Origin of the sequence: Pseudomonas sp., assembly GCF_036404235.1 — a bacterium.
Taxonomy (GTDB): Bacteria; Pseudomonadota; Gammaproteobacteria; order Pseudomonadales; family Pseudomonadaceae; genus Aquipseudomonas.
This window is the reverse complement of record NZ_DASWOT010000158.1, coordinates 1-25,639: the sequence shown is the minus strand read 5'-3', so window position 1 is coordinate 25,639 and position 25,639 is coordinate 1. Positions and strand designations below refer to the sequence as shown.

The 25,639-nt window shown below is 58.1% G+C and carries 27 protein-coding genes and 1 pseudogene; 15 read left to right on the top strand and 13 right to left on the bottom strand.

Annotation, left to right across the window (positions count from 1 at the left end; translation table 11 throughout):
* Nucleotides 1-593: 593 nt before the first annotated feature.
* Nucleotides 594-671 (top strand): annotated as a pseudogene (locus VGC62_RS27795) (DNA-3-methyladenine glycosylase I); the annotation flags it as partial.
* Nucleotides 672-709: 38 nt separating this feature from the next.
* Nucleotides 710-1,597, top strand: a complete 888-nt coding sequence (locus VGC62_RS19945) for a lysophospholipid acyltransferase (RefSeq protein ID WP_331188801.1) — start codon at nt 710-712, stop codon at nt 1,595-1,597.
* A 150-nt stretch (nt 1,598-1,747) separates the two neighbouring features.
* Here VGC62_RS19945 and trkA read toward each other — a convergent pair whose 3' ends face one another.
* The 4 genes from trkA to def all read right to left on the bottom strand — a co-directional run bounded on the left by trkA (nt 1,748) and on the right by def (nt 6,175).
* A complete protein-coding gene (trkA, locus tag VGC62_RS19940) occupies nt 1,748-3,121 on the bottom strand; it encodes a Trk system potassium transporter TrkA (RefSeq protein WP_331188800.1) in 1,374 nt (457 codons plus the stop codon).
* Nucleotides 3,122-3,243: 122 nt separating this feature from the next.
* Nucleotides 3,244-4,569 (bottom strand): 16S rRNA (cytosine(967)-C(5))-methyltransferase RsmB, encoded by a 1,326-nt coding sequence (rsmB, locus tag VGC62_RS19935; protein WP_331188799.1) that lies wholly within the window; start codon nt 4,567-4,569, stop codon nt 3,244-3,246.
* Complete coding sequence (gene fmt / locus VGC62_RS19930) at nt 4,566-5,525, bottom strand: methionyl-tRNA formyltransferase (RefSeq protein ID WP_331188798.1); 960 nt, start codon at nt 5,523-5,525, stop codon at nt 4,566-4,568. The genes rsmB and fmt overlap by 4 nt, the downstream gene beginning before the upstream one ends.
* 143 nt (nt 5,526-5,668) lie before the next feature.
* Entirely contained in the window at nt 5,669-6,175 is a 507-nt protein-coding gene (def, locus tag VGC62_RS19925) for a peptide deformylase (RefSeq protein ID WP_331188797.1), read from the bottom strand.
* A gap of 142 nt (nt 6,176-6,317) precedes the next feature.
* Between def and VGC62_RS19920 the strand changes: the two genes are divergently transcribed.
* From VGC62_RS19920 to VGC62_RS19910, 3 genes are all read left to right on the top strand, one after another.
* Nucleotides 6,318-7,343, top strand: coding sequence for a LysM peptidoglycan-binding domain-containing protein (locus tag VGC62_RS19920; protein WP_331188796.1), 1,026 nt, complete (start codon nt 6,318-6,320; stop codon nt 7,341-7,343).
* A gap of 125 nt (nt 7,344-7,468) precedes the next feature.
* Nucleotides 7,469-8,584: a DNA-processing protein DprA gene (gene dprA, locus VGC62_RS19915; RefSeq protein ID WP_331188795.1), complete on the top strand. Its 1,116-nt coding sequence runs from the start codon at nt 7,469-7,471 to the stop codon at nt 8,582-8,584.
* 38 nt (nt 8,585-8,622) lie between these two features.
* The gene (locus tag VGC62_RS19910) at nt 8,623-9,180 is read left to right on the top strand and encodes an L-threonylcarbamoyladenylate synthase (RefSeq protein ID WP_331188794.1); all 558 of its coding nucleotides are present in this window, start codon (nt 8,623-8,625) and stop codon (nt 9,178-9,180) included.
* A 97-nt stretch (nt 9,181-9,277) separates the two neighbouring features.
* Here VGC62_RS19910 and VGC62_RS19905 read toward each other — a convergent pair whose 3' ends face one another.
* The gene (locus VGC62_RS19905; protein WP_331188793.1) at nt 9,278-10,255 is read right to left on the bottom strand and encodes an NADPH:quinone reductase; all 978 of its coding nucleotides are present in this window, start codon (nt 10,253-10,255) and stop codon (nt 9,278-9,280) included.
* Nucleotides 10,256-10,491: 236 nt separating this feature from the next.
* Between VGC62_RS19905 and hemF the strand changes: the two genes are divergently transcribed.
* A complete protein-coding gene (gene hemF, locus VGC62_RS19900; protein WP_331188792.1) occupies nt 10,492-11,415 on the top strand; it encodes an oxygen-dependent coproporphyrinogen oxidase in 924 nt (307 codons plus the stop codon).
* A complete protein-coding gene (gene aroE / locus VGC62_RS19895) occupies nt 11,415-12,242 on the top strand; it encodes a shikimate dehydrogenase (protein WP_331188802.1) in 828 nt (275 codons plus the stop codon). The genes hemF and aroE overlap by 1 nt, the downstream gene beginning before the upstream one ends.
* A 190-nt stretch (nt 12,243-12,432) precedes the next feature.
* Here aroE and choX read toward each other — a convergent pair whose 3' ends face one another.
* The gene (gene choX / locus VGC62_RS19890) at nt 12,433-13,362 is read right to left on the bottom strand and encodes a choline ABC transporter substrate-binding protein (RefSeq protein ID WP_331188791.1); all 930 of its coding nucleotides are present in this window, start codon (nt 13,360-13,362) and stop codon (nt 12,433-12,435) included.
* Between the two features lie 37 nt (nt 13,363-13,399).
* The gene (betC, locus tag VGC62_RS19885) at nt 13,400-14,905 is read right to left on the bottom strand and encodes a choline-sulfatase (protein ID WP_331188790.1); all 1,506 of its coding nucleotides are present in this window, start codon (nt 14,903-14,905) and stop codon (nt 13,400-13,402) included.
* Between the two features lie 114 nt (nt 14,906-15,019).
* On the opposite strand from betC, the gene VGC62_RS19880 reads away from it, so the two are divergent.
* The gene (locus VGC62_RS19880) at nt 15,020-15,970 is read left to right on the top strand and encodes a choline sulfate utilization transcriptional regulator (protein WP_331188789.1); all 951 of its coding nucleotides are present in this window, start codon (nt 15,020-15,022) and stop codon (nt 15,968-15,970) included.
* 118 nt (nt 15,971-16,088) lie between these two features.
* Nucleotides 16,089-16,421, top strand: a complete 333-nt coding sequence (locus tag VGC62_RS19875; RefSeq protein WP_331188788.1) for a DOPA 4,5-dioxygenase family protein — start codon at nt 16,089-16,091, stop codon at nt 16,419-16,421.
* A 152-nt stretch (nt 16,422-16,573) separates the two neighbouring features.
* On the opposite strand, the gene VGC62_RS19870 is transcribed toward VGC62_RS19875, so the two are convergent.
* The 3 genes from VGC62_RS19870 to trpB all read right to left on the bottom strand — a co-directional run bounded on the left by VGC62_RS19870 (nt 16,574) and on the right by trpB (nt 19,252).
* Nucleotides 16,574-17,089 carry an anti-virulence regulator CigR family protein gene (locus VGC62_RS19870; protein ID WP_331188787.1) on the bottom strand — a complete coding sequence of 172 codons (516 nt, stop codon included), beginning with the start codon at nt 17,087-17,089 and terminating at the stop codon, nt 16,574-16,576.
* 124 nt (nt 17,090-17,213) lie between these two features.
* Nucleotides 17,214-18,026 (bottom strand): tryptophan synthase subunit alpha, encoded by an 813-nt coding sequence (gene trpA, locus VGC62_RS19865; RefSeq protein WP_331188786.1) that lies wholly within the window; start codon nt 18,024-18,026, stop codon nt 17,214-17,216.
* Entirely contained in the window at nt 18,026-19,252 is a 1,227-nt protein-coding gene (gene trpB / locus VGC62_RS19860; protein WP_331188785.1) for a tryptophan synthase subunit beta, read from the bottom strand. The genes trpA and trpB overlap by 1 nt, the downstream gene beginning before the upstream one ends.
* Nucleotides 19,253-19,372: 120 nt before the next feature.
* On the opposite strand from trpB, the gene VGC62_RS19855 reads away from it, so the two are divergent.
* Nucleotides 19,373-20,272, top strand: coding sequence for a LysR family transcriptional regulator (locus VGC62_RS19855; protein ID WP_331188784.1), 900 nt, complete (start codon nt 19,373-19,375; stop codon nt 20,270-20,272).
* On the opposite strand, the gene VGC62_RS19850 is transcribed toward VGC62_RS19855, so the two are convergent.
* The gene (locus VGC62_RS19850) at nt 20,273-20,599 is read right to left on the bottom strand and encodes a DUF883 family protein (protein ID WP_331188783.1); all 327 of its coding nucleotides are present in this window, start codon (nt 20,597-20,599) and stop codon (nt 20,273-20,275) included.
* A gap of 180 nt (nt 20,600-20,779) precedes the next feature.
* On the opposite strand from VGC62_RS19850, the gene VGC62_RS19845 reads away from it, so the two are divergent.
* Both VGC62_RS19845 and VGC62_RS19840 read left to right on the top strand, forming a co-directional pair.
* The gene (locus VGC62_RS19845; protein ID WP_331188782.1) at nt 20,780-20,995 is read left to right on the top strand and encodes a dodecin; all 216 of its coding nucleotides are present in this window, start codon (nt 20,780-20,782) and stop codon (nt 20,993-20,995) included.
* Between the two features lie 152 nt (nt 20,996-21,147).
* Nucleotides 21,148-21,372, top strand: a complete 225-nt coding sequence (locus tag VGC62_RS19840; protein ID WP_331188781.1) for a DUF1161 domain-containing protein — start codon at nt 21,148-21,150, stop codon at nt 21,370-21,372.
* Nucleotides 21,373-21,482: 110 nt separating this feature from the next.
* Here VGC62_RS19840 and VGC62_RS19835 read toward each other — a convergent pair whose 3' ends face one another.
* Nucleotides 21,483-22,484: an LLM class flavin-dependent oxidoreductase gene (locus VGC62_RS19835; protein ID WP_331188780.1), complete on the bottom strand. Its 1,002-nt coding sequence runs from the start codon at nt 22,482-22,484 to the stop codon at nt 21,483-21,485.
* A gap of 272 nt (nt 22,485-22,756) precedes the next feature.
* Between VGC62_RS19835 and VGC62_RS19830 the strand changes: the two genes are divergently transcribed.
* Both VGC62_RS19830 and VGC62_RS19825 read left to right on the top strand, forming a co-directional pair.
* Nucleotides 22,757-23,188, top strand: a complete 432-nt coding sequence (locus VGC62_RS19830; RefSeq protein WP_331188779.1) for an OsmC family protein — start codon at nt 22,757-22,759, stop codon at nt 23,186-23,188.
* Nucleotides 23,189-23,328: 140 nt separating this feature from the next.
* Complete coding sequence (locus VGC62_RS19825) at nt 23,329-23,562, top strand: DUF1161 domain-containing protein (RefSeq protein WP_331188778.1); 234 nt, start codon at nt 23,329-23,331, stop codon at nt 23,560-23,562.
* A gap of 12 nt (nt 23,563-23,574) precedes the next feature.
* Here the strand turns inward: VGC62_RS19825 and VGC62_RS19820 are convergent, their stop codons facing one another.
* Nucleotides 23,575-23,991 (bottom strand): hypothetical protein, encoded by a 417-nt coding sequence (locus tag VGC62_RS19820; protein ID WP_331188777.1) that lies wholly within the window; start codon nt 23,989-23,991, stop codon nt 23,575-23,577.
* A 108-nt stretch (nt 23,992-24,099) separates the two neighbouring features.
* Here VGC62_RS19820 and VGC62_RS19815 point away from each other — a divergent pair, with 108 nt between their 5' ends.
* A complete protein-coding gene (locus VGC62_RS19815; RefSeq protein WP_331188776.1) occupies nt 24,100-25,158 on the top strand; it encodes an aminopeptidase in 1,059 nt (352 codons plus the stop codon).
* Nucleotides 25,159-25,639: the final 481 nt, after the last annotated feature.

The window sequence follows — 25,639 nt, the reverse complement described above, 5'->3', positions numbered from 1 at the left end:
ATGATGTAGGAGATCCCTCCCACGATCCGATACGCCTTGCCATCTACTCCGCAGGTCACAGTGTCTCCCTCAAGAGAGTGACCTATGTTTTCCATGCTGACGCTGGCGTGCGCATCTATGACGATGCCACCGCAAGATGTCAGGTCATCTCTACGGATGAAATATCCTATGGCCATTGAGTCTCTACTCCCTGTTTATTTAACGTGCGGGTCCGTGCTATTGCCGGTTGCTGAAGCGATTGTTATCGGTGATCCCTGTGGGTCTCTGCCCAAACGAAGTTGGCGATTTGCTCATCTGTGGACGTTGGCTTATCCAGACTGCAGAGCCATTGGGGAAGTATCACCATGGTGACGTTGAGTGGACCTCCCAGTCGGCTGGGCATGCACAGCGATAGAGAGCGTGAGGTAGCCATGATGAATGAGGGGGTGAGGCGTCGGTGGCGCAAATGGCGGTTTGCGCTGTAGGAGGTGTCCGAAAAGTGCAGGGGTTTGTTCCCGCTGCCGAGGGTGTCGCAGTCGCGCTCGGTTTCCGATGGATACATGAGCAATCAGCGGATGAAGTCGACTGATAGGTGGTGGTAGATGGCTGGCCAATATCCCCACATGCAGGCCACCGGCATGGTCATGGATCACACCATCGATTGTGATCAATACGCAGCGCTGGCCCGCTGACGGTTACAATGCCCGCCTCATGTGTTCAGGAGTGATCTGTGGATAAGTTCAAAGGCGCCATGATGGTCGGGGCGTTGCGGTTGTTTGCCCTATTGCCGTGGCGTGCCGTGCAAGCGGTCGGCACCGCCATCGGCTGGTTGATGTGGAAGCTGCCCAACCGTTCGCGTGAAGTCGCGCGGATCAATTTGTCCAAGTGCTTCCCTGAGTTGAATCCTCAGGAGCTTGAAGCGCTGGTTGGGCGCAGCCTGATGGACATTGGCAAGACCTTGACCGAGAGCGCTTGCGCCTGGATCTGGCCTGCGCAGAAATCCATCAATCTGGTGCGTGAAGTAGAAGGTCTGGAGGTGCTGACCCAGGCACTGGCGTCAGGCAAGGGCGTGGTCGGTATCACCAGCCATCTGGGTAACTGGGAAGTGCTCAACCACTTTTATTGCAGTCAGTGCAAACCGATCATTTTCTATCGTCCGCCCAAGCTCAAGGCGGTGGATGATCTGTTGCGTAAGCAGCGCGTGCAGTTGGGCAACCGGGTAGCGGCGTCGACCAAGGAAGGCATCCTTAGCGTCATCAAGGAAGTGCGCAAAGGTGGTTCGGTCGGGATTCCGGCGGACCCGGAGCCAGCAGAGTCAGCAGGCATTTTCGTACCGTTTTGTGGGACGGTTGCGCTGACCAGCAAGTTTGTGCCGAACATGCTGGCGGGCGGCAAGGCAGTGGGGGTGTTCTTGCATGCCATGCGTCTGGAGGACGGTTCGGGCTATAAAGTTGTTCTGGAAGCGGCGCCCGAAGACATGTACAGCACCGACACACAAACCTCGGCGGCAGCGATGAGCAAGGTGGTCGAAAAATACGTGCGGGCTTACCCGAGCCAGTACATGTGGACCATGAAGCGCTTCAAGAAACGCCCGCCAGGCGAGGCTCGCTGGTATTGATTGCGGGTTGAGAAACACGATCTACCTGTACGAGCTGCCAAAGGCTGCGATGGTGTGCGTAGCGCGCCCAGTGTTTCGGATGGCCCCGTGAAGGTCCTTTGGACCTTACTCGCAGCCTTCGGCAGCTCCTACAGGCCATGAATTAGCCATTTAGAAAAAACTCAACCCGACCTGAAACAACCGTTCCACGTCGCGGATGTACTTTTTATCCACAAGAAACATGATCACGTGGTCGCCGGACTCGATCACCGTGGCGTCGTGGGCGATGAGTACCTCTTCGCCACGGGTGATCGCGCCAATGGTCGTGCCTGAAGGCAAATCGATGTCTCGGATGGCACGGCCGATCACTTTGCTCGATTTGGCGTCGCCGTGCGCCACGACTTCAATCGCTTCCGCCGCGCCACGGCGCAACGAATGCACGCTGACGATATCGCCCCGGCGAACGTGCGCCAGCAGTGTGCCGATGGTTGCCAGTTGTGGGCTGACGGCGATGTCGATCTCCCCGCCCTGAACCAGGTCGACATAGGCCGGGTTGTTAATGATGGTCATCACCTTTTTCGCGCCCAATCGCTTGGCCAGCAACGATGACATGATGTTGGCTTCATCATCGTTGGTCAGGGCCAGGAACAGATCGGCGTTGTCGATGTTCTCTTCCATCAACAAATCCCGGTCCGAGGCGCTGCCTTGCAGGATGACCGTGTTGTTCAGATGGTCCGACAGGTAGCGGCAGCGCGCTGGATTCATTTCGATGATCTTGACCTGATAGCGGTTTTCGATGGCTTCGGCAAGTCGCTCACCAATATGCCCACCCCCAGCGATGACAATCCGTTTGTAGCTTTCGTCAAGCCGGCGCATCTCTCCCATCACTGCGCGAATGTTCACTTTCGCGGCGATGAAGAAGACTTCGTCGTCGGCTTCAATGACGGTGTCGCCCTGGGGCATGATCGGCCGGTCCCGGCGGAAAATAGCCGCAACGCGGGTGTCGACATTCGGCATGTGTTGGCGTAACTGGCGCAGGTGCTGGCCGATCAAAGGGCCGCCGTAGTACGCCTTGACGGCCACCAGTTGCACCTTGCCTTCGGCGAAGTCGATCACCTGCAACGCGCTTGGGTATTCGATCAGGCGCTTGATGTGGTTGGTCACGACCTGTTCCGGGCTGATCAATACGTCCACCGGAATGGCATCGTTTTCGAACAGGCCAGCGCGTGTCAGATACGCCGTTTCGCGGATGCGGGCGATCTTGGTGGGGGTGTGGAACAGCGTGTACGCGACCTGGCAGGCGACCATATTGGTTTCGTCGCTGTTGGTGACGGCAACCAGCATGTCGGCATCGTCGGCGCCCGCCTGGCGCAGCACGTTAGGAAACGAGCCGCGACCCTGCACGGTGCGGATGTCCAGACGATCGCCCAGATCGCGCAACCGATCCCCGTCGGTGTCGACCACTGTGATGTCGTTTGCTTCGCTGGCCAGATGCTCGGCCAACGTACCGCCGACCTGCCCTGCGCCGAGAATGATGATTTTCAACCGTTCACTCCTTGAAACATTCGGTGCTTTGATACCTTGTAGGAGCCAACTTGTTGGCGAAGGCGCTGGATCGGTTGTGTCAATTAGGGCGCCTCGCGAACACGTTCGCTCCTACAGAAGGATCAATGTTGCGAAGCTGCGATTTTGATCAGCTTGGCGTAATAAAAGCCATCGTGCCCACCTTCCTGTGCCAGCAACTGGCGACCATGGGGCTGTTTCAGGCCGGGCGGTGGATGGCCGTTCTGGCCGGCGATATCCAATTCTCGAGCACCTGAAGTGCGCGCTAGAAACGCCTCGATCACTTCGGTGTTTTCGGTCGGCAGTGTCGAGCAGGTGGCGTACAGCAAAATGCCACCCACTTGCAGCGTGGGCCACAAGGCATCGAGCAACTCGCCTTGCAGTGTCGCGAGTGCCGGGATGTCGTCTGCCTGACGCGTCAGCTTGATGTCCGGATGACGACGGATGACCCCCGTTGCCGAGCACGGCGCGTCCAGCAGAATGCGCTGAAAGGGCTTGCCGTCCCACCATTGATCGGTGGCGCGGGCGTCGGCGGCGATCAGTTCAGCGCTCAGGCCCAGGCGATCCAGATTCTCTTTCACCCGCACCATGCGCTTGGCTTCCAGGTCCACAGCAACCACGCCCGCCAGATCAGACTGTACTTCCAGCAAATGGCAGGTTTTGCCGCCCGGTGCGCAGCAGGCGTCCAGCACTCGTTGACCTGGCGCCAGTTCCAGCAAATCAGCCGCCAATTGCGCGGCTTCGTCCTGAACGCTGATCCAGCCCTCGGCGAAACCCGGCAACCCACGCACATCGCACGGTTCGCCCAACACAATGCCGTCCTGACTGAAACTGCAGGCCGTGGCCGCAACACCGCTATCCAGCAGCAACTGAAGGTATTGATCGCGGGTTTTATGACGACGATTGACCCGCAGAATCATCGGCGGATGCGCATTGTTGGCGGCGCAGATGGCTTCCCAGTGCTCAGGCCAGGCGGCTTTCAGCGCTTTTTGCAGCCAGCGCGGGTGCGCGGTACGCACCACCGGATCGTGTTCCAGCTCGATCAGCAGCGCCTCGCCTTCGCGCTGTGCCCGACGTAAAACCGCGTTGAGCAATGCTTTGGCCCACGGTTTTTTCAGTTTGTCGGCGCAACCGACGGTTTCGCCAATGGCGGCGTGGGCGGGAATGCGCGAATAAAAAAGCTGATACAAACCCACCAGTAGCAATGCTTGAACATCGTTGTCGGCGGCCTTGAACGGCTTTTGCAACAGTTTGGCCGCCAGCGCCGAGAGCCTCGGCTCCCAACGCGCGGTGCCGAACGCAAGGTCTTGGGTCAGCCCGCGATCACGGTCATCGACCTTGTCCAGTTGGGTCGGCAAGGAGCTGTTCAGTGACGCCTTGCCACTGAGCACGGCAGCAAGGGCTTTGGCGGCAGCCAGACGCGGGTTCATGGCGCATCTACCGATTGACCGAGCACGATGCCGCTGGCGAATTTCTCACGACGGCTGTTGAACAAATCAGTGAAGTTCAGTGGTTTGCCGCCCGGCAATTGCAGGCGGGTCAGGCGCAAGGCGTTTTGTCCACAGGCGACGATCAAGCCGTCTTTGCTGGCGCTGAGGATTGTTCCTGGTGCGCCCTGCCCTTCGGCCACCTGAGCCGCGAGCACCTTGAGCGCTTCGCCGTTCAGGGTGCTGTGGCAGATTGGCCACGGATTGAACGCCCGAACCAGACGCTCAAGCTCAATAGCCGGGCGAGCCCAGTCGATGCGCGCTTCGTCCTTGTTCAGCTTGTGGGCATAGGTGGCGAGGCTGTTGTCCTGCGCTTGCCCGACCAACGTGCCTGCAGCCAGACCTGCGATAGCCTGCACCACGGCCGGCGGGCCAAGTTCGGCCAAGCGGTCATGCAGTGTGCCACCGGTGTCTTCGGCGGTGATCGGTGTGGTGACTTTGAGCAGCATCGGGCCAGTATCAAGACCTGCCTCCATGCGCATGACGGTCACGCCACTTTCGGCGTCGCCCGCCTCCACTGCGCGCTGAATCGGCGCCGCACCGCGCCAGCGTGGCAGCAGTGAGGCGTGGCTGTTAATGCAACCCAGGCGGGGGATGTCCAGCACCACTTGCGGCAGGATCAGCCCGTAGGCGACGACCACCAGTAAATCCGGCTTGAGCGCTGCGAGTTCGGCTTGAGCTGCGGCATCGCGCAGGGTCGGCGGCTGTAGCACCGGGATGTCATGTTGCAGGGCGAGTTGTTTGACCGGGCTGGGCATCAGTTTTTGTCCACGGCCCGCCGGACGATCCGGCTGGGTGTAGACCGCGATCACTTGGTAAGGGCTGTCGAGCAGGGCTTTCAAGTGCTCGGCGGCAAATTCGGGGGTGCCGGCAAAGACGATGCGCAATGGCTCAGTCATGGGCTTCTCGTAGGAGTATGCAATTTGAAATGCAGGCGCTGGCGCACGTTACGATCAACCGGGAACCGGTCGCTTGGGCCAGTATCAATGACGGTTGTTCCGAGCTTGTCGCAGCCGTGGGCAGCTCCTGCATGAGAGAGGGCTTATGCGTTCTGCTTGTGCAGTTTTTCGAGCTTTTTCTTGATTCGGTCGCGCTTGAGACTGGACAGGTAATCGACGAACAGTTTGCCGTTCAGGTGATCGCATTCATGCTGGATGCACACGGCGAGCAGGCCTTCGGCGATGAGCTCGTAGGGCTTGCCATCACGATCCAGCGCCTTGACTTTCACCTTCTGCGGTCGATCTACGTTCTCATAGAAGCCCGGCACAGAAAGGCAGCCTTCCTGATATTGTTCCATCTCGTCGGTCAGGGTTTCGAACTCGGGGTTGATGAACACCCGAGGTTCGCTGCGATCCTCACTCAGATCCATGACCACGATGCGCTTGTGTACGTTAACCTGCGTTGCCGCAAGACCGATACCAGGCGCTTCATACATGGTTTCAAACATGTCGTCGATCAACTGGCGAACACCGTCGTCGACCACGGGCACCGGTTTAGCGATGGTGCGCAGGCGCGAATCGGGAAATTCGAGAATGTTTAAAATGGCCATATACGTAAGCGCTGCACTTGTAGGGTAAATTCAAAATCGACTGCTAGGCTTGGGACGTCACAAGCGGGCAGCCCTTGTAAAACAGAAGTCTCGCAAAACTCCATGATTCACGCGAAGCCAACATGATAAAGGGATTCACCGCATGAGGAAATCACTACTCGCCCTGCTGCTGTTGGCCGCGACAGGCCTTGTCCAGGCGCAAGTACAGTTAAAGGAAGGTCATCCAGAGCGTTACACCGTTGTCGCCGGTGACACACTTTGGGACATTTCTGGCAAATTTCTCAGTCAGCCATGGAAATGGCCAGAGATTTGGCACGCCAATCCACAGGTTCACGATCCCGATCTGATCTACCCAGGGGATATTTTGACGCTGACGTATGTGAACGGTCAGCCACAAATTGTGCTTAACCGCGGTGCCTCGCGCGGCACCATCAAATTGTCACCCAGGGTTCGCAGTAGCCCGGTCGCCGAAGCCATCCCGAGCATTCCACTGGGCGCGATCAATGCGTTCCTCCTGAAAAACCGGATCATGGACAAACCCGAGCAGTTCGACACCGCCCCTTACATTGTCGCGGGTAACGCGGAACGCGTACTCAGCGGCATCGGGGACCGTATTTATGCCCGTGGCACATTCGATCCTCAGCACACCAGCTACGGCATTTTCCGTCAGGGCAAGACCTACACCGATCCAGATACCCAAGAGGTGCTGGGAATTAACGCCGACGACATTGGCGGTGGCGATATCGTTGCCAGCGAAGGCGATATTTCGACCCTGCAGTTGCAGCGTTCGACCCAGGAAGTGCGCCTTGGCGACAGGCTGTTCGTCAGTGAAGAGCATGCGATCAATTCAACCTTCATGCCCAGCGCACCGACCACGCCGGTCGACGGCCTGATCATTGATGTGCCACGCGGTGTGACGCAGATCGGTGAATTTGACGTTGTTACCCTCGACCGTGGCAAGCGCGATGGCCTGGCGGAGGGCAACGTGTTGGCGATCTACAAGACTGGGGAACATGTGCGCGATCGGATCACGGGCGAAGAAGTGAAGATTCCCGATGAGCGCGCCGGTGTGCTGATGGTGTTTCGTACCTACGAGCGGCTCAGCTACGCGTTGGTGTTGCACGCCTCCAGATCTCTGGCGGTGATGGACAAGGTGCGTAATCCGTAACGCTATGTCTCAGGTATGACACGCTTTTTTTGCACTGGCATGCTTCACTTATCTAATTGTTGTCAACAGAGTTATCCACAGGTTGCTTACTCACTTTGAGTGAGCCCAAGATCAAGGAAGATCTTATGCCGTTGTTTGGAAAAGCCGACCATTCGCCCGCCGAACTGGAAGCCCGTCTGCGCCTGCATAGGCTTCCTGAAATCGGTCCGAAACGTTTTCATAAACTCATCGCCGCGTTCGGCGGGGCATCTGCGGCGCTCAGCGCGCCAGCCTCGGCGTGGCGTGCATTGGGCCTTCCGACGGCGTGTGCAGAGGCCCGTCGCAACCCGGATGTGCGTGACGGCGCCAGTGCTGCAATGGCTTGGCTAGAGCGTCCGGCTCAGCATTTGCTGATGTGGGACGACCCCGGCTACCCCGCCTTGCTCGCCGAAATTCCAGACCCGCCGCCCCTGTTGTTCATCGCCGGTAACCGCAGCCTGCTTGACCGTCCGCAGTTGGGAATGGTCGGTAGTCGGCGCGCTTCCAAACCCGGCCTGGACACCGCCGCAGCTTTTGCCCGCAGCCTGGCGGGAGCAGGTTTTGTCATCACCAGTGGCTTGGCGTTGGGTATTGACGGCGCCGCGCATCAAGGTGCGTTGGATGTCGGCGGGGCCACAATCGGGGTGCTGGGAACGGGCATTGAAAAACTTTATCCACAGCGCCACAAGCAACTGGCGGCGGCCATGGTTGCCCAAGGTAGCGCCGTGATTTCCGAGTTACCGCTGGACGCCGGTCCTCATGCCAGCAACTTTCCGAGACGCAACAGGATCATCAGCGGATTGTCCTTGGGCGTACTGGTCGTGGAGGCCAGTGTTGCCAGCGGATCGTTGATCACCGCGCGTCTGGCCGCCGAACAGGGGCGTGAGGTGTATGCGATTCCAGGTTCCATTCATCACCCTGGTGCGCGCGGTTGTCATCAGTTGATTCGCGAGGGGGCAACGCTGGTGGAAACGATTGATCACATCATGGAAGGGTTGCGCGGCTGGCAGGTTCTACCTCCGTCGAGCGACGCCGTCGAGCCTGAGCCCGCGCCGGTTGCGCACCCATTGCTCGCTTTACTGCATGCGGCGCCGCAGACCAGCGAGGCGCTGGCAGTGTCCAGCGGCTGGCCTTTACCCAAAGTGCTGGCAGCGCTGACCGAGCTTGAGCTGGACGGTCGCATTGCCTGCGAGGCCGGACGATGGTTTGGCCGGGCGACCTGAGGTTAAACTGCCCGTCAGCTTTATTCGGAGAGAACACGATGGTCAGCAGTTGGCGTGTGCAACAAGCCGCACGAGAAATCAGGGCCGGAGCGGTGATTGCCTATCCAACCGAGGCGGTGTGGGGATTGGGCTGCGATCCCTGGGACCCAGAGGCTGTGTATCGCCTGCTGGCGATCAAGGCTCGGCCGGTGGAGAAAGGGCTGATTCTGGTCGCGGACAACATCCGTCAGTTCGACTTTCTGTTCGAGGATTTCCCGGAGCTTTGGCTCGATCGTATGGCCAGTACCTGGCCCGGGCCCAATACCTGGCTGGTGCCGCATCAGAATCTGTTGCCGGACTGGATCACGGGTGAACATGAAACGGTAGCGCTGCGTGTCAGCGATCACCCGCAGGTGCGTGAGTTGTGCGCACTGGTCGGGCCATTGGTGTCGACCTCGGCCAACCCCACCGGACGGCCTGCGGCGCGCAGTCGCTTGCGAGTGGAGCAGTATTTCCATAACCAGCTGGATATGGTGCTCGGCGGCAGTTTGGGGGGGCGCAAGCATCCGAGCGTGATTCGGGATCTGGTGACGGCCAATGTGGTGCGGCAGGGGTGACGGAATTGACTTTCTGTAGGAGCCAACTTGTTGGCGAAGCGTTCGATGAGGTGTGTCAGGCACACCGCATCGCGAACAAGTTCACTCCTACAGTGCATCAAGGGATAAGAATCATTGACCCGGTCGTGCGCCGCGCCGACAGTTCGGTCTGCGCTTTGCCTGCGTCTTTCAACGCGTACCGTTGAATGTCGTCGACTTTGACCTTGCCACTGGCGACCATTTCGAACACTTCGTCGGCCATGGCCTGCAGCGTCTGCGGGCTGTTGGCGTAAGAGCCCAGCGTTGGACGTGTGACATACAACGAGCCTTTTTGCGCGAGTATTCCTAGGTTCACGCCTTCAACCGGACCGGACGCATTGCCGAAACTGACCAACAATCCGCGTAATTCCAGGCAATTGAGGGATGTTTCCCACGTGTCTTTGCCAACGCCGTCATACACCACAGAGACTTTCTTGCCATTGGTCAGTTCCAGCACGCGCTTGGCTACGTCCTCCTTGCTGTAGTCGATGATTTCCCACGCGCCCAAGGCTTTGGCATGTGCGGCTTTTTCCGCCGAGCTGACCGTACCGATCAGCTTCACCCCTAGCGCGTTGGCCCATTGGCACGCGATGGAGCCAACACCTCCTGCGGCGGCGTGGAACAGAATGGTTTCTTCCGGACGGATTTCGTAGGTCTGGCGAAACAGGTACTGCACCGTTAGCCCCTTGAGTATCACCGCAGCGGCCTGTTCGAAGCTGATGTCATCTGGCAGCTTCACCAGATTCGCCGCAGGAATCAGATGCACGTCGGCGTAGCTGCCCAATGGGCCGGTGCCGTAGGCCACACGGTCGCCAACCTTGATGTGAGTCACTTCGCTGCCGACGGCCTCGACCACGCCCGCACCTTCATTGCCCAGGCCTGAAGGCATGGACGGCGCCGGGTAAAGCCCGGTGCGGAAATAGGTTTCGATGAAGTTGACGCCAATCGCTTTGTTGCGCACAAGCACTTGTGTCGGACCTGGTGCTGCCGGTTCGAAGTCGACGTACTCAAGGACTTCAGGGCCGCCGTGGGTGCGGAACTGGATACGCTTTGCCATTTGCTTTCTCCGTCATGGATCGAAACAGTAAGTGCGAAAGGGCTCTATCGGACTCCTTCGCTTGATCTTCGTCAACTGCGACCCCCGGTCAGCCGGTGGTATGCTACGCGCCAATTTTACCGCTGCGCTGCTGTTTACAAGGGCTGCGAACATAAAGACTCGGTGTTTCATGACGCCGATATTCAAGTCCGTTACCTGATGCTTCAGTTTCAAGCGCCTGATATGAAGGTATTGCCATGTCTACCCGCACCGACGCTGTCAAAGCCTACCTGCTCGACCTGCAAGACAGGATCTGCGCTGCCCTGGAGCAGGAAGACGGTCGCGCGCGTTTTCTCGAAGAGGCCTGGACGCGTCCAGCGGGTGGCGGCGGACGCACACGAGTGATCGAGAACGGCGACGTGATCGAAAAAGGCGGAGTCAATTTCTCTCACGTTTTCGGCACAGGTTTGCCACCTTCGGCCAGCGCTCATCGCCCTGAGCTGGCCGGGCGTGGCTTTGAGGCGCTTGGCGTTTCGCTGGTGATACATCCTCACAACCCTCATGTTCCGACCTCTCACGCCAACGTGCGTTTCTTCATTGCCGAAAAAGAAGGCGAAGAACCGGTCTGGTGGTTTGGCGGCGGTTTCGACCTGACGCCTTATTACGGCGTAGAAGAGGACTGCGTGCATTGGCACCGCGTCGCTGAACGTGCCTGTGCGCCGTTCGGGGCCGATGTCTACCCGCGTTACAAAGCGTGGTGCGACAGTTATTTCCACATCAAGCACCGCGACGAGCCGCGTGGCGTGGGTGGTCTGTTTTTTGACGATTTGAATGAGTGGGACTTCGACACCAGCTTTGCGTTCCTGCGCGCCATTGGTGATGCATATGTCGATGCGTATCTGCCGATCGTTCAGCGCCGCAAGGCCACGCCGTATACCGCTTCGCAGCGTGAGTTCCAGGAGTTCCGCCGTGGCCGTTACGTTGAGTTCAACCTCGTCTACGACCGTGGCACGCTGTTTGGTCTGCAATCGGGTGGGCGTACCGAGTCGATCCTCATGTCATTGCCACCGCAAGTGCGCTGGGGTTATGACTGGAAAGCCGCGCCAGGTAGCGAGGAGTCGCGCCTGACCGAATACTTTTTGCAGGATCGGGATTGGTTGGGTGAGGCGCAAAGCAAATGATCGATCGCTATGTCGTCTTCGGTAACCCCATCGGCCACAGCAAATCGCCGCTGATTCATCGTCTGTTCGCCGAGCAAACGGGCCAGGCGCTGGAATACAGCGCTTCTCTGGCGCCGTTGGACGATTTCACCGCATTCGCCAAAGCCTTCTTCCAACACGGCTGTGGCGCCAATGTCACGGTGCCGTTCAAGGAGCAAGCCTATCGGCTGGCCGACAGCCTGACAGCGCGCGCTCAACGAGCGGGTGCCGTGAACACCCTGATCAAGCAGGCCGACGGCAGCATTCTGGGCGATAACACCGATGGCGCGGGGCTGGTGCGTGATCTGACGGTCAACCATGGCGTGATCCTGAAGGGCAAACGCATCTTGATCCTGGGCGCAGGTGGCGCTGTACGGGGCGCTCTGCAACCATTGCTCGCTGAACAGCCGGAAGTCATCGTTATCGCTAACCGCACGGTCGAGAAAGCTGAACAGTTGGCGAAGGAGTTTTCCGAGTTGGGGCCGGTATTCCCGAGTGGCTTCGATTGGCTGGAAGAGCCAGTGGACATCATCATCAACGCCACCTCTGCCAGCCTGGCAGGTGAGCTGCCGCCGATTCTGCCAAGCCTTATTCAGCCAGGTGAAACGTTCTGCTACGACATGATGTACAGCAGCGAGCCAACGGCGTTCTGCCGTTGGGCTACCGAACATAAGGCAGGTTACGCGGTGGATGGTTTGGGGATGCTGGTGGAGCAAGCGGCGGAAGCGTTCTTCCAGTGGCGCGGCGTGCGCCCGGAGTCGGCACCTGTGTTAGCCGAGTTGCGGCGGTCGTTGGCCGTGAAGGTATAAAGCATTTGCGATGACGATTCCGTAGGCGCAGTTCATTGTGTAGGAGCGCGGCTTGCCCCGCGTCCTGGCGCGCAGCGGCAGTAAACCCGGTGTGCGCGGTCTGCCTGTCACACCGCGTGCGCAAGTTTTACGACGGGTTCCCCGCCGGTCGCGGGACAAGGTCACCCGCCACAAGGCTGACCCGATTGCCCTAAAGCTTGGCTTTCACCGCGGGCAGCGCGTCCTGGTCATCAAGCGTCTTCACGCCTTCCAGCCATGTATCCAGTACCGCCGGGTTGGCTTTGATCCAGGCTTTCACGGCATCGGCGTTGCTGACCTTCGTATCCACCACGGTCTTCATGATGGTGTTTTCCATGTCCTGAGTGAACGTCAGGTTGGAGAGCAACTTGCCCACGTTCGGGCACGCCTCGGCGTAACCTTTGCGGGTCACGGTGTAGACGCTGCCGGTGTCACCGAAGTATTTTTCGCCGCCTTTGAGGTAGTGCATCCCTTTGATCTGCACGTTCATCGGGTGCGGGGTCCAGCCGAGGAAGACCACGAACTCGTTCTTCTTCACATTACGCTGCACTTCAGCCAGCATCGCCTGTTCGCTGGACTCGATCAGCTTCCAATCGCCGAGGCCGAACTCATTCTTCTTGATGATTTCCTGCAGCGATACGTTGGCCGGAGCTCCTGAACCGATGCCGTAAATTTTCTTGTGGAACTTATCGGCGAATTTGTTCAGATCGGCAAAGTCATGCACGCCGGTGTCATAGACATAGTCCGGGACGGCGAGCGTGAACTCGGTGCCTTCAAGGTTTTTCTTGTACTGCGTCACATCACCGGCGCCGATGAACTTGTCATAGAAGCCCTGCTGAGCGGGCATCCAGTTGCCCAGGAAAACATCCAGCTTGCCGTCTTTGAGACCCCCATAGGCAATCGGCACCGCCAGCGTATCGACCTTTGCCTTGTAACCCATGCCATCAAGTAAAAAACTGGTGATGGCGTTGGTTGCGGCAATGTCGCTCCAACCCGGATCGGCCATTTTTACCGTGCTGCAACTTGCCGAGTCAGCGGCGTATGCGCCAACACAGCCCAAACTCAATGCCCCAACCGCCAGTGCTGTGGATAACTTATTCATCGTATGTCCCTTTTGATTTTCTGGATGTTGGCAGGGTTCAAGGTTGTGGATAACGGGCCTTGCGCTCCAGATCGTCCAGATCGATATGGTTGCGCATGTACTGCTGACTGGCGTCTACCAGCGGCTGGTGATCCCAACTCTTCAGCTTGCCGAGTGCCAGCGATTGGGCGACAAATCGCCTGCGACGCTGGCTGGCGAGCACCTGGTGGTGTATCGCCGGTATATCCCATTTGGCCCGAGCTTCGGCCAGAAATGCTGAAAACAGGTCCCGGTGCGCCTCGGATTGGCTCAGCTCTTCCTGCTCCTTCGGATCGTTATGCAGGTCGTACAGCAGACATGGGTCCTGCTCCGAATAGATGAATTTGTAGGCCCCGCGGCGAATCATCATCAGTGGAGAGGTCGTGCCTTCGGCCATGTACTCGCCGAACACTTCATCATGGCCTGCACGTCCTTGCAGGTGCGGCACCAACGAGCGGCCATCGAGTGGCAGGCTTGCGTCCAGTTCACCGTCAGCCATTTCCACGAAGGTCGGCAGCAGGTCAGCAGTGGAGACCGCAGCCTGCACGCGACCGGCCTTGAATTGCCCCGGAGCGTAGACCAGCAACGGTACACGTGCGGACATCTCGAACCAGTGCATTTTGTACCAGAGCCCGCGCTCGCCGAGCATGTCGCCGTGATCGCCCGAGAACACGATGATGGTGTTATCTGCCAAGCCCGTCTCCTCCAGTGTCTTCAGCAGTTTGCCGACGTTGTCATCGATATAGCTGCAGGCGCCGAAGTAGGCGCGGCGTGCGTCGCGAATCTTGTTTTCCGGTAGAGGTTTGTCCCACAGGTCGTAGACCTTGAGCAGCCGCTGGGAATGCGGGTCCTGATCTGTCTGAGCCAAAGGTTGCGCAGGCATTGGAATGTCGTCGTCGCTGTACAGATTCCAGAAGTTTTTAGGGATGGTGTACGGGTCGTGCGGGTGAGTCATGGAAACCGTCAGGCAGAACGGTTGGTCGCCCTCTTCGCGGACATGATCGAACAGATACTGCTGGGCCTTGAACACCACTTCTTCGTCGAAATCGAGCTGGTTGGTACGCACACACGGACCGGCTTGCAGCACCGACGACATATTGTGATACCAGCTCGGACGCACGTCCGGTTCATCCCAATTGACTGACCAGCCGTAGTCGGCGGGATAAATGTCGCTGGTGAGGCGTTCTTCGTAACCGTGCAACTGATCCGGGCCGCAGAAATGCATTTTGCCGGACAGCGCGGTGCGGTAACCGAGGCGACGCAGGTAATGGGCGTACGTCGGGATATCGGCAGGGAAATCAGCCGCGTTGTCGTAGGCGCCGATCTTGCTCGGCAACTGGCCGCTGACCAAGGTGAAACGCGACGGTGCGCACAACGGGCTGTTGCAATAGGCAGCGTCAAACACCACGCCCTCAGCGGCGAGGCGGCTCAAATTCGGCATTTTGATTGGCGATGAGGCGTAAAACGGCAACATTGGCGCGGCCATCTGATCGGCCATGATAAAAAGAATATTTTTGCGCTTCATGTATTCGCGGCATTCCATAGTGAATATTTATGCGAAATTGCTCCGGTCGAGGATGAGACCCTATAGTTCTGCTGTAAAACCCATGCAAGATAATGCCTAGGATAAGTTCAGCTTATGTTTGATACGCTCGGTGACATATCGCTGGATCTGCTGCGTGGTTTTGAAGCCGCCGCCCGGTTGCGCAGCTTTACGGCTGCCGCTATCGAGCTGGGCACCACACAGCCAGCCATTAGCCAGCAGATCAAACGGCTGGAAGAACAACTGGCAACCCGCCTATTCAACCGGATTTATCGCGGCATCGAGCTGACCGAGGCCGGAGAGATCCTGTTCAGCCATGTGCAGGCCGGTTTGCAGTCGATGGATGCCGGGCTGATCGAGATTACCGAGCAACATCAGCATGAGGTGTTGCAGGTCGCTACCGACTTCGCGTTCGCCGCGTATTGGCTGATGCCGCGCCTGCATCGCTTTCATAAAAACCATCCCGACGTCGATGTAAGCCTGGTCACCAGCGAACGTAGCTACAGCATGCTGCGCGCTGATATCGATGTGGCCGTGCTGTTCGGTGATGGGCGTTTCAAGCAAGGCGAAAGTCATTGGCTGTTCAACGAACAGGTCTATCCCGTGTGCAGCCCACAGCTCGTCGCGGGGCGTGCGTTGCCCCTGTCGATCGACGTGCTCAAGGAGCTTCCACTGCTGCATTTGCGCGGCGAAGGCAGTAATGATTGGTTCGATTGGGGCGGTGTGTTCCGCGCATTGAACATCCCACAAGCGCCCGCTCCCGGCCAGCTCAGGTTCGACAATTACACACTCTTGATTCAGGCCGCGATTGGCGGGCAGGGCGTGGCGATTGGCTGGCGGCATCTGGTGGATGAGCTGCTAGAGCAAGGGTTGTTGTGTCGGCCCATCGAAGCAACGGCGATTTCGGCGTACGGCTATTACATCGTGCTGCCGCAACGTAAACGCCGGGTGCAAATCGTCCAGCAGTTCGTTGATTGGTTGAAAAGTGAACAGGCGCTGAGCGGGGATTCGCTGGTGGGGAAGCCGTTGCCTTCGATTGCTATCTAGGTCTGTTGCCCTTTGGTTGCGGCCACAACGATGGCAATCGGTCCCTAACTATGGATAACTTCCCCCTTCTTGAGAGTGGCCGCGCACACGGCTGTTCAACACTTGTGGAGGACCGGCTATGTCACCTGTCGAGGGTTATCACGCCCACGTTTATTTCGATGCCCAAACCATCGATCAAGCTCGCGCTTTGTGCGAGACCGTTGCAGCCACATTTGATGTGAAGATGGGGCGTGTTCATGAGCGTTTGGTCGGGCCACATCCCGACTGGAGCTGCCAGTTGGCATTCGATCATTCGACGTTTGCCGACGTGATGCTGTGGCTGGCATTGAATCGCAACGGGTTGGTGATATTCACGCATCCGCTGACCGGGGATGATTTGGCCGATCACACGGAGCATGCGATCTGGATGGGCGGGATTCGCGAGTTAAATGTGGGGATGTTCAAGCGGTGATGCCGTTCGCTCACATCGATCAGTGCAGGAGATTGCAGGGGAGCAACGCAGCCCGCTGTAGGCGTGAACATGTCCGCGAGGCGGCATGACTGTCACGCCGCGTTAACCGCCTCGCCAACAAGTTGGCTCCTACAGAAAGTACCGGGTAGGGCTCAGTTCAAAACACCTTCGAGGATTTCATAAACAATCCCGCTGCCAATCGCGATCAACACGACATCAGGCCCCAGGCGGCGCCATTCGTAGCCGTCGTAGCGCGGCAGATATTGCAACGAACGCTGATCCAGACGACGACCATAGCCACGCGGCAAAGGGTGTCCGCGCACGATCTGAACATTGGGCGGCAATGGCTGCCCGCGACCGATTACTTCGCGGTGCTCATACACCTGGCGACGTACGTCGTCGAAATTCTCAGGTGGGCGGCCGCCACCGCGATTGTCGTTACGCGCCTGACTGTTACCCTGCCCGCCCCGGCCTGGCTGATTGTTGCCCGGTTGATTGCCGCCCTGTTGGTTTTTGCCCTGCTCGTTGCCGTGTCCCTGATCCTGATGATTCTCCGGACCACGATTATCCTGGCCCCCTCGCTCATCAGGCCCGGCTGCCTGCACCCATGTGGTGGCGCTGATCATCAAGATGCCCAGCCCGGCAATCAAACGATTTGACACTTTCATCTAGCGCGCTCCTGAACCATACGGATCAGCAAAAAGGGGTTCAGAACCCAGTCCCGAACCCCTTTGCTGTACTGCTTAGTCTTTATACAGAGGATCGAATTCCTCTGTATCAAAAACTTTACCTTCAACCCAGGCGGGCTTTACGCACGCCCTCAGACAGTGCCGAGCAGAGTGTCAGCACACCCGTGATCGCTTCGTCGGGCGTTTTCGCGCTGGCGATGTGATCAATCAGCGCCGAGCCCACGACCACGCCATCAGCCAGACGCGCGATGGCGGCCGCTTGTTCCGGGGTACGAATACCGAAGCCCACGCTGATCGGCAAATCCGTATGGCGACGCAGACGTTCGATTGCTCCCTTGACATGCTCAGTGGTGGCAGCGCCAGCGCCGGTCACGCCGGCAACGGAGACGTAATACACAAAGCCCGAGCTGCCGTTGAGTACGGTCGGTAGACGCACATCGTCAGTGGTTGGCGTGGTCAGACGAATGAAGTCAAGGCCGGCTGCTTGTGCCGGGTCGCACAGCTCATCGTTGTGCTCAGGCGGCAGGTCGACCACGATCAAGCCATCGACGCCCGCCTCATTGGCAGCGGCAATGAAACGCTCGATACCGTAGGCGTGAATCGGGTTGTAATAGCCCATCAGGACCACTGGCGTGGTGTTGTTTTCAACACGGAACTCGCTGACCATCTGCAGGGTTTTTGCTAGGTTCTGCTTGGCGTTCAGCGCTCGGATGTTGGCCAACTGGATTGCCGGGCCGTCGGCCATTGGGTCGGTGAACGGCATGCCCAACTCGATCACGTCGGCACCTGCTTTTGGCAAACCCTTGAGGATCGCCAGCGAGGTGTCGTAGTCCGGATCGCCGCCCGTGATGAAGGTCACCAGCGCCGCACGGTTTTGTTGTTTCAGCTCGGCAAAACGTGTTTGCAGACGGCTCATCAGTGTTTCTCCTGCTGGGACAGATCCATGTGGTGCATCACGGTTTGCATATCCTTGTCGCCACGGCCAGACAGGTTGACCACCATCAGGTGATCTTTGGGTAGGCCGGGTGCGCGCTTGAAGACTTCGGCCAGGGCATGAGCGCTTTCCAGCGCCGGGATGATGCCTTCCAGAAGGCAGCATTGGTGGAATGCGGCCAGCGCCTCATGGTCAGTGACCGAGGTGTATTGAACGCGACCGAGGTCATGCAACCACGCGTGTTCAGGGCCGATGCCTGGGTAGTCCAGGCCTGCGGAAATTGAGTGCGCGTCGGTGATCTGGCCGTCGTCATCTTGCAGCAGGAAGGTGCGGTTGCCATGCAACACACCGGGCACGCCGCCGTTCAGGCTGGCTGCGTGCATGCCGGTTTCGATGCCGTGACCGGCCGCTTCAACGCCAATGATTTCGACGCTGGTGTCATCGAGGAACGGGTGGAACAGGCCCATGGCGTTGGAACCGCCACCGATGCAGGCCACCAGAGAGTCCGGCAGACGGCCTTCCTGCGCTTGCAGTTGTTGGCGGGTTTCCTTGCCAATGACGGACTGGAAATCACGCACCATGGCTGGATAAGGGTGTGGACCCGCGACGGTGCCGATCAGGTAGAAGGTGCTGTCGACGTTGGTCACCCAGTCACGCAGCGCTTCGTTCATCGCGTCTTTCAGGGTGCCGGTACCGGCCACGACCGGAATCACTTCAGCGCCCAGCAGCTTCATGCGGAACACGTTGGCTTGCTGGCGCTCAATGTCAGTGGTGCCCATGTAGATCACGCATTGCAGGCCGAAACGCGCGGCCACGGTGGCGGTCGCCACGCCGTGCATACCCGCGCCAGTCTCGGCGATGATGCGTTTTTTACCCATGCGCCGCGCCAACAGAATCTGGCCAATGCAGTTGTTGATCTTGTGCGCGCCGGTGTGGTTCAGCTCTTCACGCTTGAGGTAGATCTTGGCGCCGCCGCAGTGTTCGGTCAGTCGCTCGGCGTAATACAGCGGGCTTGGACGCCCTACGTAGTCGCGCTGAAAGTAGGCCAAATCATTGAGGAACGAAGGATCGATCTTGGCCGCTTCGTATTCGCGGTTCAGATCAAGGATGAGCGGCATCAGGGTTTCGGCGACATAACGACCGCCGAAGGAACCGAACATGCCTTTGGCGTCGGGGCCGTTGCGAAATTGAGTCTGGGTCTGGCTCATGGAACCTCCGGGGTAACGAATGTGTTTTGCCTTTCTGGCAGTGGGCACACTTTAACCAGCGCCAAGGCTGATGAAAACCGATAAGATCGGCGCAACCTGTCAGGAAAACTCACAGATACCATGAGCCGAGATCTTCCCCCGCTTAACGCCTTGCGCGCCTTTGAAGCCACCGCTCGTCTGAACAGCGTCAGTCAGGCGGCGGAGCAACTGCACGTCACCCACGGCGCTGTCAGCCGGCAGCTGAAAGTGCTCGAAGAGCATCTCGGCGTGAGCCTGTTCAGCAAAGAGGGTCGCGGCCTTAAACTCACAGATGCTGGAATTCAACTGCGCGACGCCAGCGCTGAAGCCTTCGACCGATTGCGCAGCGTGTGTGCCGAGCTGAGCAAGGGCAGCGCCGATGCGCCGTTTGTATTGGGCTGCTCGGGGAGCCTGTTGGCGCGTTGGTTTATCCCCCGGCTGGGGCGGCTGAATGCTGATCTTCCCGACTTGCGCCTGCATCTGTCGGCAGGTGAAGGCGATCTCGATCCGCGACGTCCTGGGCTCGACGCCTTGCTGGTCTTCGCCGAGCCGCCTTGGCCAGCGGACATGCACGTCTTCGAGCTGGCCCGAGAGCGGATTGGACCAGTCTTAAGCCCGCGTTTTGCTCGTTTTGAGCAACTGCAACATGCACCCGTACAAGCGTTGATTGAGGAGTCGTTGCTGCAAACCACCTCACGCCCGCAGGCATGGCCAAGCTGGGCCAGACAAAACGGCATCGATCCTGAAGCGTTACGCTTCGGACAGGGGTTTGAACATTTGTACTATTTGTTGGAGGCGGCAGTCGCGGGGCTTGGGATTGCCATCGCGCCTGAACCGCTAGTGGCCGATGACTTGAAGGCGGGGCGCCTAGCTGCGCCATGGGGCTTCAGTGAAACCCCGGCGCAACTGGCGTTATGGGTGCCTAAACGTGCTGCAGATGGACGAGCTCAACAATTGGCACAGTGGCTGAAAAGTGAGCTGCAGCGTTCAGGTCGGGCGTAATCAGTTACCGCGTTTGCACAGCAAATAAGCAGCAAGCAGGCCGACTGCGCCTATGGCCACACCGGCTGTGGTCCAAGGGTGTTCTTGCGCGTAGTCGCGGGTGGCGACGCCGGTTTCGCGGGTTTTGACTTTGACGTCTTCGTAGACATCGTTCAACAAGCTGCGTGAGTGGCTCAGCGCACTCTCGGCGTTGGCTTTGAGGCTTTTCAGGGTTTTGTGCGATTCGTCCGAAGCATCCGACTTCAAGCTCTCCAGAGACTTGAGCAGACTTTCGATCTCGGCTTCCATGCTTTGCAATGACGCTTTCCGGGATGACGTGAATGCCATGATGTGACTCTCCTGCAATGATGAGTGGCGTGTGTTGTCTCCGACTACAGGCTTACCAGAAAGTGCAGTACATGTGTCGAACTACCGTTTCTTCTGAACTTTTTCCTGGGTTTTCGTCACAGAGGTAGGGGGCTGATTCGCTGCTACGCTTGCATCGAAGACCTTCTTAGGAGAACTGTCATGTCTGATCACCACACGTACAAACTACTGGAGCTGGTTGGCTCATCGAGCAGCACCATTGAAGACGCCATCAACAATGCACTGGCTGAGGCCGGTCAGAGCGTGCGTCATTTGGAGTGGTTCGAAGTGCTGGAAACCCGCGGCCATATCAAAGACAACAAAGTGGCTCACTTTCAGGTCACGATCAAAGTCGGCTTTCGTATCGATAAGAGCTGATGCGCTGAACTTTTGAGCTGGCTGATTGCCACAACCTTCGCTATACCTAGCCCGCTGTTCGTTAAATCGAGGCGTGTTCAATGTAGTCTGGCCGCTCCTTTTCAAGCGGCCTTTTTTGCCTGTAGTAAGGCTTGACGAGGGAGTGTGACGCGATGAAGAAGATTCTTTTGGCGGTAGGGTTATTGAGTATCGCTGGTACCACCATGGCCGCTGGCAAGGCTTGCGACGACGTAAAGGCCGAGATCGACGCCAAGATCAAAGCAAACGGCGCAACCTCGTACACCCTCGAAGCTGTCGATAAAGGCGCAGCGGCAGACGGTAAAGTCGTTGGCACCTGCGAAGGCGGCACCAAGGAAATCGTGTACAAGCGCGGCTGATGGCATTGGCTTGCTTATATAAAAAACCGACGCGTTTGACGTCGGTTTTTTATGGGCGCGGGTCATCTATGAGAGGGAGGCAAATCCTGTTGGATGTCAGTCGCCGAGACTCAGCCTTTTGCGACCTGAGCCAAAATCTCATACGAGCGCAAGCGATCGGCGTGCTCGTACATGTCACAGGTGAAGATCAGCTCATCTGCATCTGTCTGCTCCAGCAGAACGTCCAATTTGGCGTGGATCTTCTCAGGGCCGCCGACCATTGCAAGGCCGAGGAAATCCATCACGGCTTCACGCTCATGAGGCAGCCACAGGCCGTTCATGGTTTCTACGGGTGGACGTTGCATCAGTGTCTGGCCACGCATCAGTGCGAGAATCCGTTGGTACACCGACGTCACCAGATATTCGGCGCGTTCGTCGGTGTCAGCGGCGGCCAGTGGCACGCCGAGCATTACATAAGGCTTGTCCAGCGTCGCCGACGGCTTGAAGTGGTTGCGATAGACGCGAATAGCCTCATGCATGAAGCGCGGCGCAAAGTGCGATGCGAACGCATAAGGCAAGCCTCGCTCCCCCGCCAGTTGCGCGCTGAACAGGCTGGAACCGAGCAACCAGACCGGTACGTTGGTGTTACTGCCTGGCACGGCGATCACCCGCTGATGCGGTTGGCGCGGGCCGAGATAGCTCATTAGCTCGGCCACATCATCGGGGAAATCATCGGCGCTCCCGGAACGCTCCCGGCGCAACGCCCGAGCAGTCATCTGATCGGACCCTGGCGCGCGGCCCAGACCCAAATCGATACGGCCTGGATACAAGCAGGCCAGAGTGCCGAACTGCTCGGCAATCACCAGTGGCGCATGGTTGGGCAGCATTACACCACCGGCGCCGACACGAATGGTAGAAGTGCCGCCCGCCAGATACGCCAGCAAAACCGCAGTCGCCGAGCTGGCAATGCCATCCATGTTGTGGTGTTCAGCGACCCAGAAGCGCTCGTAGCCCCATTTTTCGACATGCTGCGCCAGGTCCAGCGAATTGCGCAGAGAATCTGCTGGCCCTTTGTCTTCGCGAACGGGAACCAGATCAAGCGTGGAAATCTTCACATCAGCTAATCGTTTCATGGGTCGCTGGTATCCTCTTTGGGGGTGTGGCGCTCTCGATTTGATCGGTGGAGCGCAACGAAGCCGACCTTAAGCCTAAAAATTTGCGTTAAGGCTATAGGATAAGGGCATGTGGCGAGGTTTCAATGGGCAGGTTGAAATTTCCTACGGTTTCTGTCGGATTTGTTCGGAGCAAAAATCAGATTCCTATCGCCGTTGAACTTTACCAAACGGTCTATCCTCAGATTCCTTGTTCCAGCGCGATTATTCGTGCGCCCTTCATAGGAGACATCATGAGCATCGTCAAAAAAGCATCCGCCCACTGGGAAGGTGACCTGAAAACCGGTATCGGCAGTATCTCCACTGAAACCGGCGTACTTCGTGAAGCCCCTTATGGCTTCAAGGCACGCTTCGAAGGCGGTAAAGGCACTAACCCTGAAGAGTTGATCGGCGCAGCCCACGCAGGCTGTTTCTCCATGGCACTGTCGATGATTCTCGGCGGTGAAAACCTCAAGGCTGACAGCATCGATACCACTGCTGACGTGACCCTTGATCAAGTCGATGGCGGCTTTTCGATCACTGCCGTACACCTGACGCTCAAGGCCAAAGTTCCGGGCGCCACCCAGGAGCAGTTCGACAAACTGACTGCCCAGGCCAAAGAGGGTTGCCCGGTGTCCAAAGTGCTCAACGCAAAAATCACCCTGGACGCGACGCTGCTGAGCTAATCGCCAACAGCGCTGTGCGAACGACCTGTCCTGGCTGCACGCTGGGCGGGTCGTTTTCGTTTCAGGAGACGAGAACTGGCTCGGGCGTAGGGTGTCGTAGTTAAGCCGCCGCTTCTCGCGCGGCGTCGAAGGAGTCGAGCATGAATCGCATAGCGTTAACCCTCATCGCCACTGCGCTGTCCACCAGCGCATTCGCCGCCCCCAGGCCTTGTGAAGAACTAAAGGCCGAAATCGAAGCGAAAATCCAGGCTCAAAACGTGAGCTCCTACACACTCGAAATCGTGCGAAATGATGAGGTTCAGGATCAGAACATGGTCGTGGGCACCTGTGAAAACGGCACGAAGAAGATCATCTATCAGAAAAATGACCGCTAGGTTCGTGGTTCGTCAAGGCAGACAAGACACCTGACTTTCTTCTGCGAGTACCTTGCGTTGCTCATCCTTGAGCTGCGCATCGATGCTGTTGGCGATGTCGCGCACTTCAAGTCGGTAGCGATGACCCGCTTCAAAGTTGTCGTAGTTGAGGGTGACGTAGCAGGTTATCTCGTTGTAAATGTCCATCGACAGACCAAGACCGCCCGCCGCATATTCATAGTCGTAACGCACTTGCAGCTCATGCCTACCCGGGGTTACCTGAAAGTAACGGCCGTCTTCGGTACGGGTTCCGTCGAGCTTATCGGCCATCAGCACCTTGCCGGTGAAGGTGTGCATGTCGACCCAGGCTTGTTGCGGATCAACGGCGGGCAGCGGGCTCGCGCAACCCGCAAGCAGGCTCAAGGTGGCAAACGTCAGAGGCACGCGCATTACTGGCTCCATGTGGTAAAGAGGCGATGATAGTTGCGTTGATGTCCGGCTGTCCGGCATAACGCTTGTGGTTTGGGACCTTCACGCTTTCGACTTTAAGGCCGCTGCATGACTTCATTCAATCTTTGCCTGTGGCGGCGTTGCTTGCCGGTAGTCATCTTGTTTTTGAGCGGTTGTTCCAGTGTGTCGTATTACAGCCAACTGGCGACTGGTCAGTTGCGTCTGCTCGAAGCCCGAGAGCCGGTCACTAAAGTGATCGATGACCCCAGCCGCGATCCGAAACTGCGCGAGCAACTTGCACAGGCGCAGAGAGCCCGCACCTTCGCCAGCGAACACCTGCATTTGCCTGACAACCAAAGTTACCGGCTGTATGTCGATATCGGCCGCCCTTACGTGGTGTGGAACGTGTTCGCGACCGGAGAGTTTTCGCTGGACCCGGTCACCCATTGCTTTCCCATTGCGGGCTGCGTGGCCTATCGCGGTTACTACGACCAAGGCTCGGCGCGGGGCGAAGCAGCGTTACAGAAACTCGCAGGTATGGACGTATACGTCAGTGGCGTTGAGGCCTATTCAACGCTGGGTTGGTTCAACGATCCGATCCTCAGCTCAATGATGAATTGGGGCAGTGAACGGCTGATGACGCTTATTTTTCATGAGCTGGCGCATCAGCGGTTCTACGTAAAGGATGACAGTGAATTCAACGAATCCTACGCCAACTTCGTCGAACAGGAGGGCACACGGCAATGGCGAACTGCACGGGGTTTGCCGCCGCAAACGTTCTCTGAATCGCAACGCCGGGATCAGTTCACGCAGTTAGTCCTCGACGCTCGAGAGCGTCTGAAACAACTCTACGCACAGCCTTTGTCCGCCGAGGTGATGCGTGAACGCAAGGCAGCTGAGTTCGAGCGTTTGCGACGCGATTATCGGCAGATGCGCGACACCCAATGGGCGGGGGACAAGCGTTATGACGCTTGGGTCAACGCACCGATGAACAACGCCAGGTTGCTGCCATTTGGTCTTTACGATCAGTGGGTGCCGGCGTTTGCGGCGCTGTTCAAACAGGTGAATGGGGATTGGGTCGCCTTCTATCAGGCGGTTGAGACGCTGGGCGGTTTGCCCAAGGATGAGCGCAAGGCGGCGTTGGAGCGGTTGATAAAAGAGGCATGAAGTCAGGCAACACATTTCAGTCGCTGACCGCACCTGCATCCAGCTTAAGCCACACCCGACAGCGATACCCTCCGCAGCGGGAACAAACCCCTGCACTTTTCGGACACCTCCTACAGCGCAAACCGCCATTTGCGCCACCGACGCCTCACCCCCTCATTCATCATGGCTGCCTCACGCTCTCTATCGTTGTGCATGCCCAGCCGACTGAGAGGTCCACTCAACGTCACCATGGTGATGCTTCCCCAATGGCTCTGCAGTCTGGATAAACCAACGTCCACAGATGAGCAAATCGCCAACTTCGTCTGGGCAGAGACCCACGGGGATCACCGATAACAATCGTTTCAGCAACCGGCAATAGCACGGACCCGCACGTTAAATAAACAGGGAGTAGAGACTCAATGGCCATAGGATATTTCATCCGTAGAGATGACCGGACATCTTGCGGTGGCATCGTCATAGATGCGCACGCCAGCGTCAGCAT